Below are 21,168 nucleotides of genomic sequence, written 5' to 3'. Positions count from 1 at the left end.
GGCGCCCGCCGCCGATCGGCGCAACATGCTGCAGAACGCGCTCGGCGCCATCGAGCGCCTGCAGTCCCGCCTGGACGCGGTCGAGAACGCCAAGCACGAGCCGATCGCCATCGTGGGCATGGCCTGCCGCGTGCCCGGTGGCGCGGAAGACGCCGACAGCTTCTGGAACCTGCTGACCGAGGGCAAGGACGTGGTGGGCGAGGTGCCCGCCGACCGCTGGGAGGTGGACGCGTACTACGACCCGGACCCGAGCAAGCAGGGCAAGGCGCGCACCAAGGCCGGCGGCTTCCTGAAAGACATCGACCAGTTCGAACCCAGCTTCTTCGGCATGTCGCCGCGCGAAGCCGCGGGCGTGGACCCGCAGCAGCGGCTGCTGCTGGAAGTGGCCTGGGAGGCGATGGAGCACGCCGCGATCCCGACCGACCAGCTCGACGGCAGCCTGACCGGCGTGTTCGTCGGCATCACGTCGATGGACTACTCCAACCGCATCGACGTGGCCGACCCGGCCCGCAGCGACATCTACCTGGCTACCGGCACCGCGCTCAACGCGGCGGCGGGCCGCGTGTCCTTCACCTTCGGCTTCCGCGGCCCCTGCATGGCGATCGACACCGCCTGCTCGTCCTCGCTGGTGGCCATTCACACCGCCTGCCAGAGCCTGCGCAATGGCGAGAGCAACCTGGTGCTGGCCGGCGGCGTCAACGCCATCCTCTCGCCCGACCCCTTCGTGCTGATCTCCAAGTGGGGCATGTTGTCGCCCGACGGCCGCTGCAAGACCTTCGACGCCTCGGCCAACGGCTTCGTGCGCGGCGAAGGCTGCGGCCTGATCGTGCTCGAGCGCCTGTCCGACGCCGTGGCCAACGGCCGCCGCATCCTGGGCGTGATCCCGGGCTCGGCGATCAACCAGGACGGCCGCTCCAGCGGCCTGACCGTGCCCAACGGCCTGGCCCAGCAGGAAGTGGTGCGCCAGGCGCTGGCCTCGGCCCGCCTCAAACCCACCGACGTGAGCTACGTCGAGGCCCACGGCACCGGCACCTCGCTGGGTGACCCGATCGAGGTCGAGGCGCTGGCCGCCGTGTACGGCGAAGGCCGCGCCATGCACCAGCCCTTCGAGGTCGGTTCGGTCAAATCCAACATCGGCCACCTCGAAGCCGCCTCCGGCGTGGCCAGCGTGATCAAGCTGGTGATGGCGCTGCGCCACCAGAAGCTGCCCGCCAGCCTGCATGTGAAGCAGCTCACGCCGTCCATCCCCTGGGACACGCTGCCGGTGCGCGTGAGCACCGCGCTGCACGACTGGAAGCCGGTGGGCGACGCGCGCCGCATCGCCGGCGCCAGCGCCTTCGGCTTCAGCGGCATGAACGCGCACGTGCTGGTGGCCGAGCCGCCCGCCGTGCCCGCGCTGGCCGCCGCGCCCGCGCGGCCGCTGTGCGCCATGCCGCTGTCGGCCAAGAACGACGCGGCGCTGCAGGCGCTGGCGCAGCGCTACGCCGACCACCTGGAACAACGCCCGGCCGATGCCCTGGCCGACGTGTGCGCCACCGCCGCCATCGGCCGTTCACACCACCTGCTGCGCACGGTGCTGGTGGCAGCCGACCGCGCCGGCATGTTGGCCCAGTTGCGCGAACTCGCCAGCACCGGCCAGTCGGCCGTGCAGGGTTCCGTCTCGGCCAGCGGCCGCAACCGCGTGGCCTTCCTCTTCACCGGGCAGGGCGCGCAGTACGTCGGCATGGGCCGCGAGCTGTACGACGCCGAGCCCGTGTTCAAGGCCACGATCGACCGCTGCGCGGCCGTGCTCGATCCCTTGCTGGGCCGGCCGCTGCGCGAGGTGATGTTCGAAGAGACCGGTGGCAGCCTGGACCAGACCGGTTTCACGCAACCCGCGCTGTTCGCCATCGAGGTCGCGCTCGCGGCCACCTGGCGCAGCTGGGGCATCGAGCCCACGGTGGTGATCGGCCACAGCGTGGGCGAGTTCGCCGCCGCCGTGGTCGCGGGCGTGTTCAGCCTGGAAGACGGCGCGCGCCTGATCGCGGCCCGGGGCCGCCTGATGCAGGCGCTGCCGGCCGGTGGCGCCATGGTGTCGGTGCAGGGCGATGCGGCGCTGGTGCAGCGCGAGATCGCGCCGCACGCCGACAAGGTGTCGGTCGCCGCCTTCAACGCGCCGGGCAACCTGGTGATCGCCGGTGCCGGTGCCGAGGTGACGGCCATCGCCGCGCGCCTGGCCGAGCAGGGCCTGCGCACGCAGGCGCTGTCGGTGTCGCACGCCTTCCACTCGCCGCTGATGGACCCGATGGTCGCGGAGTTCCGCCAGCTCGCCGCCGGCGTGAGCCATTCGGCGCCCACGCTCACCTGGATCTCCAACCTCGACGGCGCGCCCATGGACTGGGCGAAATGGGGCTCCCGCATGGCCGACTACTGGGCCAGCCATGTGCGCGCACCGGTGGCCTTCGAGAGCGGCGCTCGCGCGCTGGCCGCCACGCAGTGCGACGTGCACCTCGAAGTCGGGCCCAACCCCACGCTCATCGGCCTGGGCATGCAGTGCGTGCCCGAAGGCACGGCGACCGACTGGCTGCCCTCGCTCAAGCGCAGCAAGGGCGGCTGGGAACAGATGCTCGACAGCGTGGCGCGCCTGTACGTGCGCGGCGCGAAACTGAACTGGATGGCCGTGCAAGGCCCGGGCGTGCGCCACAGCCTGGAGCTGCCGCTGTACCCCTTCCAGCGCCAGGCCTACCTGGTGCCCTTCGCGCCGCGCGCCCGCCGTGTGGCCGGCGACTCCGTGCACGACCTGCTCGGCGAACGCCTGAACGTGGCCGGTGTGGCCGCGCAGTTCGAACGCACGGTGGACGCCACCAGCCCGGCCTGGGTGGTGGACCACGTGATCGCGTCCGAGGCCGTGATGCCGCTGACCGCCTACCTCGAAGCCGCATTGGCCGGGGCGCGGCAGGCGGACCCGGCCGTCACCGGGCTCACGGCGGTGGAGATCGGCGAACCCATGCCCCTGCTCGACGGCGAACAGCGGCTCATGCAGGTCTCGGTGGACAAGGCTTTGGGCGGTGCGCCCTCGCGCGTGCGGGTGTTCAGCCGCGACGCGAAGCGGCCCGACGCCGAATGGACCCAGCACGCCAGCGCCGAGCCGCTGCGTGGCCCGGTCGAGGCGGTGCCGGTGTCGCCCGTGGCCGACGCGGCGAAGCGATTGACCAACGAGGTCGAGGTCGCGCCGTTCTACGAGAAGGTGCGCAAGCTGGGCGTCGATTTCGGCGCCGGCTTCCGGGGCATGCGCCGCGTCTGGTGCGGCGAGGGCGAGGCCATCGGCGAGATCGTGCTGACCGACGCGGTCCAGGCCGATGCCGGCAAGTACCTGATGCACCCCGCGCTGCTCGACGCCTGCTTCCACACCTCGGCGGTCGCCATGGACACGCTGCCCAGCGCCAACGACGGCCGCTTCTACTTGCCCATCGGGGTCGACCGCTATCTCTGGAACGCCACGCCCACCGCCACGCTGCGCAGCCATGCGCGCGTGCGCCCGGCGCCGCCGCACAGCGACATGCTGGTGCTCGACGTGCACATCGAGACGCCCGACGGCCAGCCCGTGGCCCTGCTCGAAGGCCTGCGCTGCCGCCGCGCCAGCCGCGAGTTGTTCCGCCAGCGCGTGGACGCGCAGGTGGCCGACTGGCTCTACGAACTGCAATGGAAACCCGAGGCCCTGGTGGCCGAGCCCGCCACCGCCGAAGGCACCTGGCTGGTGTTCGACGAAGGCCAGGGCCGTGGCCAGCGGCTGGCCGATGAGATCGCCCAGCGCGGCGGCCAGGCCCTCCGTGTGCTGCCTTCGGGCAGCGCGGCCGGCCCGGGCGCCACGGTGATCGACGAGACCCAGGCCGGCGAGTACGCCCGCCTGGTGGCCAAGGCCGCCGAAAGTGGCGCGTTGCGTGGCGTGGTGTCGCTGTGGCCGCTGCGCGTGCCGGCGCTGCGCGACGACGACCTGCCCAGCGCGGTGCAGCGCTTCGGCGTCGACGCCGCGCTGCTGACCCTGCAGGCCCTGGCGCAGGCCGGGCTGCCGTCGGCACCGCGCCTGTGGATCGCCACCGCCGGCAGCCAGTCGGTGGACGGCACCGAGGAACTGCGCATCACGCAGGCCCCGGTGGCCGGCCTGGCGCGGGTGGCCGCGACCGAGCACCCCGAACTGCGCGTGACCCTGGTGGACCTCGATCCGCAGGCCACGCCCAGCGACGCGCGCCTGCTGCTCGACGAAATGCTGTCCGGCAGCGAAGAGAACCAGGTCGCCTTGCGCAAGGGTGTGCGCTACGCCGCCCGCCTGGCGCGCCAGCCGCGTTCCAGCGCGCCGCACATCGACGACGCGCCGATCCGCCTGAACATCACCGAGCGCGGCACGCTCGAAAACCTGAACCTGGGCGCGATGGAACGCCGCGCGCCCGGTAAAGGCGAGGTCGAGATCCGGGTGCGCGCCAGCGGCCTGAACTTCCGCGACGTGCTCAGCGCGCTGGGCATGTACCCCGGCGAGATCCGCCACCTGGGCAGCGACGCCTCGGGTGAGGTCGTGGCCGTGGGCGAGGGCGTGACGCAGTTCAAGGTCGGCGACCGCGTGGTCGCCATGCTCGAAGGCGCCTTCTCCAGCCACGCGATCGCGCGCTGGGAGTTCGTCGCACCGCTGCCCGACGGCGTGAGCTTCGAGCAGGGCGCCGCGATCCCCACCGCCTACCTCACCGCCGACATCACGCTCAACCTGCTGGGCAAGATGAGCAAGGGCGACCGCGTGCTGATCCACTCGGGCGCGGGCGGCGTGGGCATGGCCGCCATCGCGCTGGCCCGCCGCGCGGGCGCGGAAATCTTCGCCACCGCCGGCAGCCCGGAGAAGCGCGAGGAACTGCGCCGCCTCGGCGTGCACCACCCGCTGGATTCGCGCAGCGACTCGTTCGCCGACGAGATCGCCCGCATCACCGAAGGCAAGGGTGTGCGCCTGGTGCTCAACTCGCTCGCCGGCCAGCTGCTGGACCGCAGCTTCGAATGCCTGTCCGACGGCGGCGTCTTCCTCGAGATCGGCAAGCGCGGCCTGTGGACGCACGAGCGCGTGGCCGAACTCAACCGGGGCATCGAGTACCACATCGTGGACTGCAACGACAACGCGCGCGACACCCCCGAGATCGTGGGCCAGATCTTCACGCGCGTGCTGCAGGAGATCGAGTCGGGCGTGCTGCCGTGGCTGCCTTGCACCACTTTCCCGTTCGAAAACGCGCCCGACGCCTTCCGCTACATGGCGCAGGCCAAGCACATCGGCCGCGTGGTGTTCCGCCACCGCGTGGACCCGCGCAAGGTCACGCAGGCGGTGCGCGACGACGCCACCTACCTCGTCACCGGCGGCCTCAAGGGCCTGGGCCTGCTGGCAGGCCAATGGCTGGCCGGCGAGGGCGCCCGCCACCTGCTGCTGGCCGGTCGCAGCGAACCCGATGCGACCGCGCGCGACGCCATCGCGGCCATGGAAGCCGAGGGCGTGAGCGTGAAGACCGTCTCGGCCGACGTGGCCACGGCCGACGGCATCGCGCGCCTCATGGCCGCCCTGAAGGACATGCCCGCGCTGGGCGGTGTCATCCACGGCGCGGCGGTGCTCGACGACGGCGTGCTCATCAAGCAGACGCCGGAACGCTTCGCCACCGTGATGGGGCCGAAGGCCGACGGCGCGTGGCGCCTGAGCGTGGCCCTGGAGCGCGCCGGTCACCGGCCCGACTTCGTGGTCTTCTACTCCTCGCTGTCGGCCGTGTTCGGCTCGGCGGGGCAGGGCAACTACGTGGCGGCCAACGCTTTTCTCGATGCGCTGGCGCGCCAGCGCCGCGACGCGGACCGCTCCGCCCTCAGCGTCAACTGGGGCGCGTGGAGCGAGGTGGGCATGGCGGTGCGCGCCGGCACGGTCTCCAAGGCGGGTGCGCAAGGCCTGGCCTCGCTGTCGCCGGCCGAAGGCATGCAGGCGCTGAGCGTGCTGCTGCGCGACAACGCCACCCGCAGCTCGGTCGCGCCGATCGACTGGGCGCTGCTGGGCCAGCAGATGCCGGCCGGGCAGGCGCCCAGGCTCCTGTCGGACCTGCTCGCGGCCGCGCAGAACCGCGGCGGCGGCCAGGCCCAGGGCAGCGCCGCGCGCGTGGACTACGCCAGCCTGCCGGCCAAGGAGCGGCGCGAACAGCTCGTGACGCTGGTGCGCCGCGAGCTGGCCACCGTGCTGGGCCTGGCGGGTTCGCCGCAATCGATCCCGGTCGACCAGACCTTCACCGCGCTGGGCCTGGACTCGCTCACCTCGGTGGAACTGCGCAACCGCCTGCAACAGGCGCTGGGCCGCAGCGTGGCCGCCACGGCCGCCTTCGAATGGCCCTCGGTGGGCGAGATGGCGACCCACCTGAACAGCCTCTATGGCGATGACGACACCTCGGATGCCTCCGACGCCGACAGCCGGGAGGAACTCACGTTGTGAGCGATACCGTTGAGTTGATCAAGCGGCTTCAAGGGCTGGACATCCATCTGAAACTCGACGGAGACCGGCTCAGCGTCAACGCGCCCAAAGGCGCGGTGACGGCCGAACTCCGCGAGGAACTGGGACGGCGCAAGGACGAGGTCAAGGCCTACCTGGCGGCGCACGGCACGGCGCCGGCCCGCTCGGTGCTGCCGGCGCTGGAGCGCGTGCCGCGCCAGGCCGACATGCCGATCTCTCACACCCAGCAGCGGCTGTGGTTCCTGCGCCAGATGGACCCGACCAGCCACGCCTACAACATCGCGGCGGCACTGCGCATCACCGGGCCGCTGGACGAAGCCGTGCTCGAACGCGTGCTGGCCGTGCTGGTGGCGCGGCACGAAAGCCTGCGCACGCGCTTCATCTCGGTGCAGGGCGAGCCGCGTTTCGTGATCGACCCGCACGCCCGCGTGCACCTGGACCGCATCGACATCTCGCACCTGCAGGGCGCCGCGCGCGACGCCGCGTGCAAGCAGGCCATCGAAAGCATCGCGCGGCGCCCGTTCGACCTGTCGCAGGCGCCCTTGATTCATGCCGGCCTGATCCGCGAGAGCGGGCAGCAGCAGGTGTTCGCCTTCGCGCTGGACCACATCGTGTCCGACGGCCTGTCGCTCGGCATCTTCATGCTGGAGTTCCGCGACCTGTATTCGCGCCTGGCGACCGGCCACGAAGTGACGGTGGTCGAGCCGCCCATCCAGTACTACGACTACGCCGAATGGGAGCGCCGCGCCTTCGCGCAGGGCGCGATCGACGAGCACCTGGCGTTCTGGAAGCGCGAACTCGCCGGCCTGCCGTCGATGCTGCAGCTGCCCACCGACCGGCCCCGCCCGCCGGTGCAGACCACCCACGGCTCGCGCTGCGCGCTGCAGCTCACGCCCGCCTTCTCCGACCGCCTCAAGGCCTTCGGCCGCGCCGAGGGCACGACGCTGTTCATGGTGATGCTCTCGGCCTTCCAGGTGCTCATGCACCGCTACAGCGGCGAGACCGACATCGCCATCGGCTCGGCCATCGCCAACCGCAACCGCTCCGAGGTCGAGCACACCATCGGCTTCTTCGCCAACAACCTGGTGTTGCGCGCCGACCTGAACGGCGACCCGACGGTGCGCGAACTCATGGTCCGCGTGCGCGAGCGCGCGCTGCGGGCCTACGCGCACCAGGAGATGCCGTTCGACATGCTGGTCGACGAGCTGGGCACGCGGCGCGAGCTCGATCACTCGCCGCTGTTCCAGGTGCTGTTCGTGCTGCAGAACCTGTCGATGACCAGCCTGGAGCTGCCCGGCCTGCGCTGCGACAGCGTGGACCTGGACGTGACCGCCTCGCGCTTCGACCTGTCCGTCGACGTGTTCGACATCGTGCACGGCCTGCGCTGCTACTTCGAATACAACACCGACCTGTTCGACGTGTCGACCATCGAGCGCATGCTCCACCACTACCGCAAGCTGCTCGAAGGCTTCGTGGAGCGGCCGGACGCGCGCGTGAGCGAACTCGCCCTGCTGACGGACGGCGAACAGCGCCAGCTGCTGCTGGACTGGAACGCCACCACCATGCCGTACCCGACCGAGCAGACCGTGCACGGGCTGTTCGAGGCGCAGGCCCGGCGCACGCCCGACGCGGTGGCGCTGCAGTTCGAGGACGTGGCGCTGAGCTACGCCGAACTCAACGCCCGGGCCAACCGGCTGGCCCACCACCTGCGCGCCCTGGGCGCGGGGCGCGAGTCGCTGGTCGGTGTGTGGATGGAGCGCAGCGAAGACATGGTGGTCGCGGTGCTGGGCGTGCTCAAGGCCGGCGCGGCCTATGTGCCGCTCGACCCGGCGTTCCCCAAGGACCGCATCGACTACATGATGGAAGACGCGGAGCTGTCCATCGTCGTGACCCAGTCGGCCCTGGCCGAAGGCCTGCCCGCCGGCATCCGCGCGGTCTGCATGGACCGCGATGCCGCCACGCTTGCGGCCCAGCCGGCCGCCGACCCGGCGCCCCTGGCGGCTTGCGGCGACCTGGCCTACGTGATCTACACCTCCGGCTCCACCGGCCGCCCCAAGGGCGTGATGCTGGAGCACCGCGCGGTGGTGAACTTCCTGCTGTCCATGCACCGCGAGCCGGGCATCACCGCGCAGGACCGCTTCGTCTCGGTGACCACGCTGTCGTTCGACATCGCGGGCCTGGAAATCCACGGCCCGCTCACGGTCGGTGGCACCGTGGTGCTGGCCTCGCGCGCGACCGCGCTCGACGGCGTGCGCCTGGCGGCGCTGCTCGACCGGTCCGAGGCCACGCTGCTGCAGGCCACGCCGGCCACCTGGCGCCTGCTGCTGGAAAGCGGCTGGCAAGGCCGGCCCGGCCTGAAGATGCTGTGCGGCGGCGAAGGCCTGCCGCGCGACCTGGCCGACAAGCTGCTGGCCACCGGCGGCGAGCTGTGGAACATGTACGGCCCGACCGAGACCACCATCTGGTCCACGGTCTGGCGCGTCACCGACACGCAGCGCGCGATCTCCATCGGGCGCCCGATCGCCAACACCCAGGTCTATGTGCTGGAGCCCTCGGGCCTGCCGGCGCCGGTGGGCGTGGGCGGTGAGCTGTGCATCGGTGGCGACGGCCTGGCGCGCGGCTACCGCAACCGCGACGACCTGACGGCCGAGAAGTTCGTGACGCTGGACCTGCCCGGCGTGGGACCGGCGCGGGTCTACCGCACCGGCGACGTGGTGCGCTTCCTGGCCGACGGCCGCATGGAGTTCGTCGGCCGGCGCGACCACCAGGTCAAGGTGCGCGGCTTTCGCATCGAGCTGGGCGAGATCGAAACCGTGCTCGCGAAACACGAGGGCATCAAGGACTGCGTGGTGCACGTGCGCGAGGACACGCCGGGCGATCAGCGCCTGGTGGCCTATGTCGTGAGCCAGCCCGGCGCCACTTTCGAGACCGAGGCCGCGCGTGCCACGCTGCGCGTGCAGCTGCCCGAGTACATGGTGCCCAACCTCTTCGTGGTGCTGGAGGCGCTGCCGCTCACGCCCAACGGCAAGGTGGACCGCAAGGCCCTGCCGGCGCCGGCGCTGGTGGTGGACGAGGCGGCCGACGTCGCCGACGAGGCCCTCATGACGCCGGTGCAGCGCCAGGTCGCCGCGCTCTGGCGCGAGGTGCTGAACACCCAGCGCGTGGGCCTGCACGCCAACTTCTTCGACCTCGGCGGCCACTCGCTGCTGCTGGTCCGGCTGCAGTCGGCGATGCAGCGCGAGTTCGGCAAGGAGTTCCCGCTGGTGGAGCTGTTCCAGCGCACCACCGTGGCCGCGCAAGCCGAACGCATGTCAACACCGGTGGGCGCCAGTGGGGCGCTGGAGCGCGCCCGCGCGCGCGCCGCCAAACAGATTCAGGGGTAAGGGGATGGGGCTCAGCGAGAAATTTCCCGAGCACGCCATGGCCATCGTCGGCATGGCGGGGCGCTTCCCGGGCGCGCGCGATCTGGACGCGTTCTGGCGGAACATCCGCGAGGGCGTCGAGTCGCTCGAACCGTTCAGCGACGCCGACCTGCACGGCGCCGGCGTGGACCCGGCCCTGAGCGCGCAGCCTCAGTACGTGCGCAAGGGCACGGTGCTGGAGAACGCCGACCACTTCGATGCCGGCTTCTTCGGCATGTCGCCGCGCGAGGCGCAGGTGATCGACCCGCAGCAGCGCATCTTCCTGGAGTGCGCGTGGGAGGCGCTGGAGCACGCGGGTTACGCGCCCGGCGCGATCGCGCAGGCCGTCGGCGTCTACGCCGGCGCCAGCATGAACACCTACCTGCTGTCGCAGATCCTGCGCGACCCGGCGCTGGCCGCCTCGGTCGGCGGTTACCAGCTCATGCTGGGCAACGACAAGGACTTTCTCTGCACGCGCGTGTCCTACAAGCTGGACCTGCACGGACCCAGCATGACGCTGCAGACCGCCTGCTCGACCTCGCTGGTGGCGGTGCAGGTGGCCTGCCGCGCGCTGGAGCGGCACGAGTGCGACATCGCGCTGGCCGGCGGCGTGTCGGTGAACTTCCCGCAGCGCGGGGGTTACCTGTTCCAGGAGGGCATGATCCTCTCGCCCGACGGCCACTGCCGGCCGTTCGACGTGGACGCCAAGGGCACGCGGCCCGGCGCCGGCGCCGGCATCGTGGTGCTCAAGCGCCTGGCCGATGCGCTGGCCGATGGCGACACCATCCACGCCGTGATCCGCGGCGCGGCCATCAACAACGACGGCGCCGGCAAGGCCGGCTACACCGCGCCCAGCGTGGACGGCCAGGTGGAGGCCATCGCCACGGCGCAGATGCTGGCCGGCGTGGAGCCGCGCAGCATCGGCTACCTGGAGGCGCACGGCACCGCCACGCCGCTGGGTGACCCGATCGAGATCGCGGCGCTGCGCCAGGTGTTCGAGGCCGGCACCGCCGACCAGGGCTTCTGCCGCCTGGGCTCGCTCAAGGCCAACCTGGGCCACCTCGACGCCGCCGCCGGCGTGGCCGGCCTCATCAAGACCGTGCTGGCGTTGCAGCACCGCGAGCTGCCGCCGCTGGTGAACTTCCGCCAGGCCAACCCGCAGCTCGGCCTGGACACCTCGCCGTTCACCGCCAGCGCCCAGGCCGCGCCCTGGCCAGCGGGGGATGCGCCGCGCCGCGCGGGCGTGAGTTCCTTCGGCATCGGTGGCACCAACGCCCACGTGGTGCTGGAGGAAGCGCCCGAGCTGGAGCGCGCAGAAACCAAAGGCCAACCGCAATTGCTGGTGCTGTCCGCGCGCAGCGAAGCCGCGCTCGAAGCCGCCACGCAGCGCCTGCGCGAGCACCTCGCCGGGCCTGGCGCGGCGCAGGACCTGCGCGACGTGGCCTGGACGCTGCAGGAAGGCCGGCGTGCCTTCCCGCACCGCCGCACCCTGGTGGCCGCGACCGCCGCCGACGCGGTGGCCGCGCTCGGTGCGCCCAAGCGCGCGCCGGTGCACACGGCCCGCCACGAAGGCGGCGAGCGGCCCGTGGCCTTCCTGTTCAGCGGGCAGGGCAGCCAGTTCGCCGGCATGGGCGCCGACCTGTACGCGCAGCACGCCGTGTACCGCGATGCGATCGACCGCTGCGCCGAGCTGCTGCGCGAGCCCCTGGGCCGCGACCTGCGCGAAGTGCTGTTCGCCCCCGCGGGCGACCTCACCATCAACGAAACCCGCTACGCCCAGCCGGCGCTGTTCGTCACCGAGTACGCGCTGGCGACGCTGTGGCAGTCGTGGGGCGTGCGCCCGGCCGCGATGCTGGGTCACAGCATCGGCGAGTACGTGGCGGCCCACCTGGCCGGCGTGATGTCGCTGGCCGATGCGCTCACCCTGGTGGCCGCGCGCGGCCAGCTGATGCAGGGCATGGCGCCCGGCGGCATGGCGGCGGTGCAGCTCAGCGCTTCCGAGCTGCAGAAGTGGCTGGTCACGCCGGCCGGCACGCTGGAGATCGCGGCGGTGAACGCGCCTGGCCTGTGCGCCATCTCCGGCCCGCACGAAGCGCTCGACGCCTGCCTCAAACAACTGAAAGAGCAGGGCATCGACGCCCAGCCGCTGCACACCTCGCACGCGTTCCATTCCTCGATGATGGAAGGCGTGCTCGCGCCGTTCACCGCGCTGGTCGAGAGGATGGCCCTGGCCGCGCCCGGCGTGCCCTACGTGTCCAACGTCACCGGCCTGTGGATCACGCCGGCCCAGGCCACCTCGCCCGCGTACTACGCCGAGCACCTGCGCCGCGCCGTGCTGTTCGAGGCCGGCGTGCGCACGCTGGCGGCCGATGCCTCGCTGCACCTGCTCGAGGTCGGCCCCGGCCGCTCGCTGGCCACGCTGGCGGGCATGACGCTGGGCGTGGAAGGCGTGCGCCGCACCAGCCTGTCCATGGGCAATGCACGCGACGCCCGCCAAGGCTCGCAGGCGGTGCTCGACGCCGCCGGCCGCCTGTGGCTCGCGGGCGTGTCGCTCGACTGGGCCGGCCTGCACGGCCCGGTGCGGCCGCACCGCGTGCCGCTGCCCACCTATCCATTCGAACGCAAGCGCCACGCGGTGGACCCGGCGGCGCCCAAGGCCGCGCCCGCCAAGGCGGCGGCCGCGGTGGCGGAGGCCGCCGTGCAACGGCCCGTCGACGACTGGTTCTGGGAACCTTCCTGGCAACGCGCGGGCGCCTTGCCGACCGGTCTGTCGCCGTCCACCGAGGCCCAGGGCCGCTGGCTGGTGTTCCGGGGCGACGATGCCGCGTCGCAGGCCTTGGCGAGCGCGCTGGCCGGGCAGGGCGCCGAGGTGGTCTCGGTGACCGCCGGTGACGTGTTCAAGCAAGTCTCTGCCACGCACTACGAGGTGGCGCCCGGTTCTCAGGCCGACCACGATCAACTGTTCGGCGCCCTGGGCGCGGCGCCGCTGGCCTGCGTGCTGCACGCCTGGAACGTGGCGCCCGATGCGCCGCTGATGGCCGACGCCCTGGACGCCGCGCTGCCGCCAGGCCGCCGCCAGGCCTTCGACGCGCTGATCTGCCTGGCGCGCGCGCTGGGTGGCGTGAAGCGCGCCCAGCCGCTGCCGGTGCTGGTGCTCAGCAGCGACCGCGAGCCGGTGCTGGGCACCGAGTCCGTTCGGCCCGAGCGCGCGCTGCTGCTCGGCCCGGCCTTGCTCCTGCCGCTGGACGTGCCCGGCGTGCACTGCCGCGCGATCGATCTGGCGGGCAGCGAATGGACGCCTGAGGCCGCGCCCCGGCTGGCCGCCTCGCTGCGCGCCGAAGCGGCCCGGCCCGATCCGGACGGCGTGGTGGCCTACCGTGGGCGCCACCGCTGGACGCCCACGCTCACGCCGCAGCGCCTGGGCGCCGACGCGGGCGCGCTGCCGCTGCGCGAGGGTGGCACCTACCTCGTCACCGGCGGTGCCGGTGGCATCGGCCTCACGCTGGGCCAATGGCTGGCCCGGACCGCGCGCGCGGCCCGGCTGGTGCTGGTGTCGCGCTCGGCCTGGCCCGATCGGGCGCAGTGGGACACGCTGCTGGCGGCGAAAGACACGCCCGCGCCGCAGAAGGAGCGCATCGCCGGCATCCGCGCGATGGAAGCCGCCGGCGCCGAGGTGCTGCTGTGCTCGGCCGACGTGGCCGACGAAGCGCAGATGCAGGCCGTGGTCGCCATGGCGCGCGCGCGTTTCGGCGCGGTGCACGGCGTGGTGCACGCCGCGGGCGCGCTGGGCACCGGCACGGTGTTCGAGAAAACGGCGCAAAGCATCGAGGCCGTGCTGCGGCCCAAGCTCGAAGGCACGCTGGTGCTGGACCGCGTGCTCGCCGGCGCCGGGCTCGATTTCTTCATGATGTGCTCGTCCATCAGCACCTCCTTCGGTTCGGCCGGCATGGCGGACTACTCGGCCGCCAACGCCTTCCAGGACGCGTTCGCCAAGTCCGGCCTCGCGCGCTCGAGCGAGCGCGTGCTCGCGGTGGGCTGGGATTCGTGGCGCGACGTCGGCTTCTCGGCCGCGCAGGGGGGCGACAGCTCGCACGCCGCGCTGCGCTACGCCATCCGCCCGCAGGAGGGCGCTGAAGCTTTCGGGCGCGTGCTCGCCAGCGGCCTGCCGCATGTGTACGTCACCCGCCAGGCGATGCCCGACATGCTGCGCGACGTGGAGGCCTTGAAGGCCTGGTTGCGCACCTCGGGCGAGGCCACGCAGAGCCCGCCCGCCTCGGCCGAGCCGGGCGCCGCCGCGCCGGTGGACCTGCAGGCGCTGGCCCCGAGCGAGATCGAGGCGCGCATCGGCGCCATCTGGGCCGACCTGCTGGGTGTGGACGACATCGGGCTCGACGACGACTTTTTCGCGCTGGGCGGGCATTCGCTGATGGCCACCCGCATCATCGCGCGCATCGAAGAGCAGTTCGGCGCGCGCCTGTCGCTGCGCGACCTGTTCGAAGGCCCCAGCATCCGCCAACTGGCGGCGAAAGTGGTGGCGCAGGGCGCATCGGGCGCCAGGAGCACAGGCCAGCCCGAGAGCGGCGCTGGGGATGAGGACCGGGAGGAGATCGAGTTTTGAACGCGCACGAGTTGCTGGCACAGCTGCAAGGCCTGGGCGTCGAATTGACGGCGGACGAAGGCCGCCTGCGCGTGAGCGCGGCCCGAGGCCGCCTGGACGAGGACCTCAAACACGCCATCGGTGAACACAAGACCGAGTTGCTCGCGCTGCTGGCGCAACGCCGCGCCCCCGGCGCCGGGCCGGTGGCCGGCGTGGCGCACGACGGGCCGTTGCCCCTGTCGCCGTTCCAGGAGCGGCTGTGGATCCTGCAGCAGCTCGAACCCGACAGCACCACCTACCTGATGGCCACCACCTGGCTCGCGCCCATGGGCGTGAGCGGTGAAGCCCTGGTGGCCGCGATCGAGCGCGTGCACGCGCGCCAGCTCGGCCTGCGCATGGTGTTCGTCGAGGAACAGGGCAAGCCCACGGGCCGCCGCGTGCAGGTGCCCAAGGTGCGCATGCACGACCTGCGGCACCTGACCCCGACCGAACAGAAATGGCAGGTGGACGCCGATGTCGAGCGCGTGGTGCACACGCCGATCGACCTGGCGCACGAGACGCCTGCGCGTTTCGAGGTCTACGCCACCGCCGGCGACAGCTGGGTGGTGATGGTCGCGGCGCACCACATCGCGGTCGATGCCTGGTCGCTGCACGTGCTGCGCCGCGAGATCGCGGCCGAGCTGGCGGCGCCGCGTGGCGACGAAGCCGCCGCGCCCGCGCTGCAGTACGCCGACTACGCCGCCTGGCAGCGCCACGCGGTCGACACCTCCGCCGGGCTGGACTGGTGGGAACGCACGCTGCAAGGCGCGCCCCAGCTCTCGGCCTTTCCCGCCGACCTGCCGCTGTCCGACGCGCCGCCCAAGGGCGCCTCGGTGGACTTCGAGCTGGACGCGGAGCTGCTCTCGGGTCTGCGCCAGCTGGTGCGGCGCGAGAACGCCACGGTCTACATGGCGCTGCTGGCGGCCACCGCCGCGCTGCTGCGCGCGCACACGGCGCAGGGCGACCTGCTGCTGGGCAGCCCCATGGGCGTGCGCGAGCGCGCCGAGTTCGAAAACCTGATCGGCCCCTTCGTGAACCTGCAGGTGGTGCGCCTGCAGGCCGGCGACGACCCGGCTTTCAGCGAACTGCTGCGCCGCGCGCGCAACGCCTTGCTGGACGCGCACGAGCACCGCGAGGTGTCTTTCGAAAGCGTGCTGGAGCGGCTGCGCCCGGTGCGCTCGTTCCAGCACTCGCCGCTGTTCCAGGTGGCGGTGGTGCAGCACAACGTCAACGCCCAGAGCCAGGGCTCGGCCAGCGAGAGCGGCCTGGCCATCACCGGTGGTGGTGCGCTGCACGAGCTGACCTGGTTCGCGCGCGAGGAGGGCGGCCGGCTGGTCTGCAGCCTGGAGTACCGCAGCGACCTTTACTCGAGCGGCATGATGGAGCGCCTCGCTTCGCAGCTGCAGGCCCTGCTGCGCGGCGCGGTGGCGAACCACGAGGCACCGATCAGCCAGCTGCCCCTGCTCACGCCGGCCGCGCGCGAACAGCTCGTGCACGGCTTCAACGAGACCACGCAGGCGCTGGACACCACGCTCTTCGCCCAGCGCCTGGAGCGGCAGGCCGCCGAATCGCCCGCGCGCACCGCGGCGGGCTTCGAGGGCCAGACCCTGGACTACGCCACGCTGAACCGCCGCGCCAACCAGCTCGCGCACCACCTGCAGGGCCTGGGTGTTCGGCCCGGCGTGCGCGTGGGCATCTGCATGGGCCGCTCGCTGGATCTGCTGATCGCGCTGCTGGCGGTGCACAAGTCCGGTGGGGCCTATGTGCCGCTGGACCCCGACTTTCCCGCCGAGCGCCTGGCCTACATGCTGGAAGACAGCGGCGCGCAGGTGCTGGTCACGGCGGGCGAGGCGGCCGACGCCGTCAGCGCACCCGAAGGCGTGCGCTGCGTGGACCCGCTGGCCGACGCGGCCGCGATCGCCGCGCACAGTGGCGAGAACCCGGCGCCTTCGGCCGGCGCCGGCGACGCGGCCTATGTGATCTACACCTCCGGCTCCACCGGCCGCCCCAAGGGCGTGGTGGTGCCGCAGGGCGCGCTGGCCAACTTCCTGGCGTCGATGGCGCTGCAGCCTGGCCTGGGCGCCGACGACGTGCTCGCGGCCGTGACCACGGTGTCGTTCGACATCGCCGGTCTGGAGCTGTACCTGCCCCTGACCGTGGGCGCGCGGGTCGAGCTCGCCTCGCGCGACACCGTCACCGACGGCGCGGCGCTGGCCGACTGGCTCGCCGCATGCGGGGCCACGGTGCTGCAGGCCACGCCGGCCACCTGGCGCCTGCTGCTCGAAACCGACTGGACCCCGGCGCGCCCCTTGCGCGCCTTCTGCGGCGGTGAACCGCTGCCGCGCGACCTGGCCGACCGCCTGCTGGAGCGCGTGGCCAAGCTGTGGAACCTCTACGGCCCGACCGAGACCACCATCTGGTCCACCGTGCAGCGCGTGGAGCCTTCGCCGGCGCCCATCCGCATCGGCCGGCCCATTGCGAACACGCAGGTCTATGTGGTCGATGCGCGCGGCGAGCCCGTGCCGATCGGCGTGCCCGGTGAGCTGTGCATCGGCGGTGCCGGCGTGGCCACGGGTTACCACGAGCGCGCGGAGCTCACGGCCGAGCGCTTCGTGGCCGACCGCTTCGCCCGCGAGCCGGGCGCGCGCCTGTACCGCACCGGCGACCTCGCGCGCTGGGACGCGCAAGGCCATCTGCACCACCTGGGCCGGCTCGACCACCAGGTGAAGGTGCGTGGCTACCGCATCGAACTGGGCGAGATCGAGACCGCGCTGTCCGCCCACCCGGCCGTGCGCCAGGCGGTGGTGATGGGCCGCGAGGCCGGCCCCGCCGACGTGAGGCTGGTGGCCTACCTGGCGTTCCAGCCGGGCGAAGACCTCACCGCCAGCGACGTGCGCCGCTTCCTGCGCAAGCAGCTGCCGGATTACATGATCCCGTCGGTGGTGGCGGCGGTGGACGCGATCCCGCTCACGCCCAATGGCAAGGTCGACCGCGCCGCGCTGCCCGACCCGTTCCGCCACGCGGTGCAGGCCGCGCGCGATTTCGTCGCACCCGAGCCGGGCCACGAGCAGGCCATGGCCGAGATCTGGCGCGACATCCTGCACGTCGATCGCGTGGGCGCCGAGGACAACTTCTTCGAGCTCGGCGGCCATTCCCTGCTGTCGCTGCGCGTGGCGCAGGCGGTGGAAAAGCGGTTGGGGTGGCGCATGGATGCGCGTACATTGTTCTTCCAGAACCTGCGTCAGGTGGTGGCTACCGCGGCCGCCGAAAAGGGAAGCCTCCAGGAATGACGCCACTGTTTTTTGGTGAGAGCTCGCGCCGCCTGTTCGGCGTCTACACGCCGGCGCACGCGCGCGGCGGGAAGGCGCGCGGGGTCGTGATCTGCCCGCCCTGGGGCACGGAGTACCTGCGCGCGCACCGCAGCGTCTGCCAGCTCGGCCGGCTGCTGGCCGAGTCCGGCGTGCACGTGCTGCGTTTCGACTATTACGGCACCGGCGATTCCGCCGGGGACACGAACGAGGGCGACCTGAAAGGCTGGCAGGCCGACGTGGAAACCGCCATCGACGAACTCAAGGACACCGCCGGCCTGCAGCGCGTGGGCCTGGTGGGCCTGCGCCTGGGTGGCCTGCTCGCGGCCCGCGTGGCGCCGGTGCGGCGCAAGGACGTGGATGCCGTGGTGCTGTGGGACCCGGTGGTGCAGGGGGCCGATCACCTGGCCGGCCTGCAGCGCCTGGACGCGGCCGTGGCCCGCGAGCGCGCCTTGAAGGTGAACGCCGGGGAGCTGCTGGGCTTTCCCATGTCCGTGGCCCTGGCCACCGAGCTGCAGGCCATCGACCTGCTGCAGCACGCGCCCGGCCTGCCGGCGCGCACGCTCATGGTGGTGTCGGAAAACGTGCTCGGGCAGGACGCCGTGCGCACCGCGCTCGAAACGGCGCGGCCCGGCGCGCAGCCCTTCGAGCACATCCAGAGCCAGCCCGCCTGGCTGGAGGACCAGCATTCCGGCGCGGGCGCCGTGCCCGTCAAGCTGCTGCAGCGCGTCGTGGAGTGGCTGGCCTGATGGAACGCGTCGTCGAACAGGCCTTGCTGCTGGGCCCCCGCAAATCCATGGTCGGGGTGATCACGCCCGCCTCCACGCGCTCGGCCGTGCCCGATGCGCCTTTTGTCGTGATCCTCAACGCCGGCATCATCCACCGCGTCGGCCCCAACCGCATGCACGTGCTGCTGGCCCGCGCGCTGGCGGCCGCGGGTTTCGGTGTGCTGCGGGTCGATCTCTCCGGCCTGGGCGACAGCGAGGCGCGCAGCGATGCGCTGCCGCCGCTGGACGCCACCATGGCCGACATCCGCGAGATCCTGGACATGCTGCAGGCCACGCGCCAGGTGCAGCGCGTGGTGCTGGTGGGCCTCTGCTCGGGCGCCGACCATTCCATCATCTACGCCGGCACCGACGAGCGCGTGGTGGGCGTGGCGCTGATGGACCCGTCCATTCCGCGCACCCTGGGCTACTACGTGCACCACTACGGCCACCGCATCCTGGGCCTGCGCGCCTGGCTGAACCTGATGCTGGGCCGCCACCCGATCTGGCGCGCGCTGCGGCGCCGTCTGAGCCGCAAGGCGCCCGGCGGGTCGCCGGCTGAAGAGGTGGAGGCCCGGGGGCCGTCGCTGGAAGATCCGAAGGTCAAGGCCTTCCTGCAGAACGCCTACGGCCGCGCGCTCGGCAGCGGTGTGCAGATGCTGGCCGTGCTCACCTCGGACCGGCAGCGCCAGCACAACTACCGCCGCCAGCTGCTGGACGCCTTCCCCCTGCTGACCTTCGGCGACCAGCTGTGGCTGGAGTACTTCAAGGAGTGCGACCACACCTTCGCGTCGTCGGCCAACCGCGCCCGCCTGATCGGCCTGGTGGAGACGTGGATGAAGGCGACCAACTTCCGCTCGCCGCCAGAGGGCTGAGCGAACGGTTCAGCGGTTCGAAGGCAGCACGCGGCTTGTCAGCCAGTCGTCGGTCATCGCCAGGAAGGCCTGCTGCGCGGTGCGTGTCGTGATCAGGTGGTCCGACACTTCCAGGTAGTTGAAGCCCACCTTCTCGTGGAACGGGAACTGGCCGAACATGCCCTTGAACTGGCCTGCGTGGTTGAACCACTCGGGCTCGCCGCCGCAGTAGACGAACAACAGCTCCACGCCACCGTCGCTCAGGGTCTGGATGCGCTGGCCGAAGACCTCTTTCGGCGGCACCAGGGACACTTCCACCGCGCGCCCGCTGCCGTTGCCGCCATCGCCGTCGGTGGATCTGGCGCGGAACAGGCCGAGCAGCCGGTCGGCCGCCTTGCGCACCGTGCCCGCCAGGCCCGCGCGGCGCAGTTTGTAGAAGAAGGTCCGGGTGCGTGAGGCGGCCGTGGGGTAGGCGTAGAGGTCCCACAGCAGGATGGCGCGCAGGCGCGGGTCTTCCAGCGCCACCAGGTGCGCCACCTCGGCGCCCGAACAGAACCCCACCATCATGAAACGCGCGCAGCCAAAGCGCGCCTGGGCCGCGTCCATCACCGAGCGCGTGTCGGCCACCCACTGTTCGACCACCGGCAGGGTGCTGGCGGTGCGGCGGCTGTCGCCCAGGCCACTCATGTCGAAACGCACCGAAGGAATGCCCTGGGCCGCGAGGCGGCGCGCGAGGTGCACGTTCATGCGGTGCGGCCCGCTGCGCGGGATCACGCCGGAGTTGGTCAACAGGGCCACCACGGGGGGCGCGCCGTCGAAGCCGGTGTCGGCTGGCGTGAAGGTCGCGACGAGGTGGTTTTCGATACCCAGCGTGAGGGTGTGTTCAGCCATCGGTCAGTCGAGGGTGGAGAGGACGGCGCGCAGCAGGTCCGGAGGGACGATCGCCGTGCCCATCGCCTGACTGGACATCCAGTCGGTGATCTGCCCGATATTGTGCAGGCGGAATTCGGGGTGGCTCTCCAGGTCGGCGAAATGCCCGCGCTGTTCATCGGGCACGGCACAGAGCACGCGCACACCGCGCCGCAGCGCGGGCGCCACCTGCACGTCGCGCAGGTTCTGCAGTTCGTCGGCCAGGGACTGGCCCACGTGAAAGCCCAGCAGGTCGCCCGGCAGGCCAGGGGCGACCCCCTTGTCGCTGGCGAGCAGCCGGTCCCAGGGCACGCGGAACATGCGCACCAGTTCGCGCTGGTGGCCTTCCATGAGCTGGCGCATGTAGGTGGGGCCGTCGAGCACCGGTTCCCACAGCACGAGCTGCGTGGGCGGCTTGCGCGCGCGCAGGGCCGCGCGCAGCGCGAGGGTGGCGCCCAGGCCCATGCCGAACCAGATCACGGGTGCGCCATCGCCGTCCTGCAGCTGCTCGTGGGCGGCCAGGGTGTCGTCCAGCCAGCCGCTGAGCGACTGGTCTTCCTCGTTGCCGGGGGAGTCGCCGGTGCCGTGGTAGTCGAAGCGAAGGGATTCACAGCGCTCGCGCGCGAGCCGCTCGCCCACGACACGGTAGATGGCCGCGGTGCGCACGGCCTCCTGGCCGAGCGGGCGGCACAGCAGGAAGCGCGCGCGCGGTGCGCCACCGCTGCTGGCGGTCTGGTACACGCCCACCATCTCCCGCCCGGGGCGGCCGAAACGTCTGATCGCAAGGTCCATGGAATCGAATCGGTGGT

At 72.2% G+C, this 21,168-nt stretch carries 8 protein-coding genes; 6 read left to right on the top strand and 2 right to left on the bottom strand.

The window, feature by feature from the left end:
* Nucleotides 1–25 precede the first annotated feature (25 nt).
* From ABSY19_RS00845 to ABSY19_RS00820, 6 genes are read left to right on the top strand one after another with little or no spacing between them, the layout of a single operon-like run.
* Nucleotides 26–6,469, top strand: coding sequence for an SDR family NAD(P)-dependent oxidoreductase (locus ABSY19_RS00845; RefSeq protein WP_382158216.1), 6,444 nt, complete (start codon nt 26–28; stop codon nt 6,467–6,469).
* Nucleotides 6,466–9,870: an amino acid adenylation domain-containing protein gene (locus ABSY19_RS00840; RefSeq protein WP_382158214.1), complete on the top strand. Its 3,405-nt coding sequence runs from the start codon at nt 6,466–6,468 to the stop codon at nt 9,868–9,870. The genes ABSY19_RS00845 and ABSY19_RS00840 overlap by 4 nt, the downstream gene beginning before the upstream one ends.
* Nucleotides 9,871–9,874: 4 nt before the next feature.
* Nucleotides 9,875–14,506 carry an SDR family NAD(P)-dependent oxidoreductase gene (locus ABSY19_RS00835; protein WP_382158212.1) on the top strand — a complete coding sequence of 1,544 codons (4,632 nt, stop codon included), beginning with the start codon at nt 9,875–9,877 and terminating at the stop codon, nt 14,504–14,506.
* Entirely contained in the window at nt 14,503–17,814 is a 3,312-nt protein-coding gene (locus tag ABSY19_RS00830; RefSeq protein ID WP_382158210.1) for an amino acid adenylation domain-containing protein, read from the top strand. Before ABSY19_RS00835 ends, ABSY19_RS00830 begins: the two co-directional genes overlap by 4 nt.
* Nucleotides 17,811–18,581, top strand: coding sequence for an alpha/beta fold hydrolase (locus ABSY19_RS00825; RefSeq protein WP_382158208.1), 771 nt, complete (start codon nt 17,811–17,813; stop codon nt 18,579–18,581). The genes ABSY19_RS00830 and ABSY19_RS00825 overlap by 4 nt, the downstream gene beginning before the upstream one ends.
* A complete protein-coding gene (locus tag ABSY19_RS00820) occupies nt 18,581–19,471 on the top strand; it encodes an alpha/beta fold hydrolase (protein WP_382158206.1) in 891 nt (296 codons plus the stop codon). The genes ABSY19_RS00825 and ABSY19_RS00820 overlap by 1 nt, the downstream gene beginning before the upstream one ends.
* A gap of 9 nt (nt 19,472–19,480) precedes the next feature.
* Here the strand turns inward: ABSY19_RS00820 and ABSY19_RS00815 are convergent, their stop codons facing one another.
* Both ABSY19_RS00815 and ABSY19_RS00810 read right to left on the bottom strand, forming a co-directional pair.
* Nucleotides 19,481–20,341 (bottom strand): serine aminopeptidase domain-containing protein, encoded by an 861-nt coding sequence (locus ABSY19_RS00815; protein WP_382158204.1) that lies wholly within the window; start codon nt 20,339–20,341, stop codon nt 19,481–19,483.
* A gap of 3 nt (nt 20,342–20,344) precedes the next feature.
* Nucleotides 20,345–21,151: an alpha/beta fold hydrolase gene (locus ABSY19_RS00810; RefSeq protein ID WP_382158202.1), complete on the bottom strand. Its 807-nt coding sequence runs from the start codon at nt 21,149–21,151 to the stop codon at nt 20,345–20,347.
* Nucleotides 21,152–21,168: the final 17 nt, after the last annotated feature.

This window comes from Hydrogenophaga sp. ANAO-22, from assembly GCF_042466645.1.
Taxonomy (GTDB): domain Bacteria; phylum Pseudomonadota; class Gammaproteobacteria; order Burkholderiales; family Burkholderiaceae_C; genus Hydrogenophaga.
This window is presented reverse-complemented; position numbering and strand designations above follow the sequence as displayed.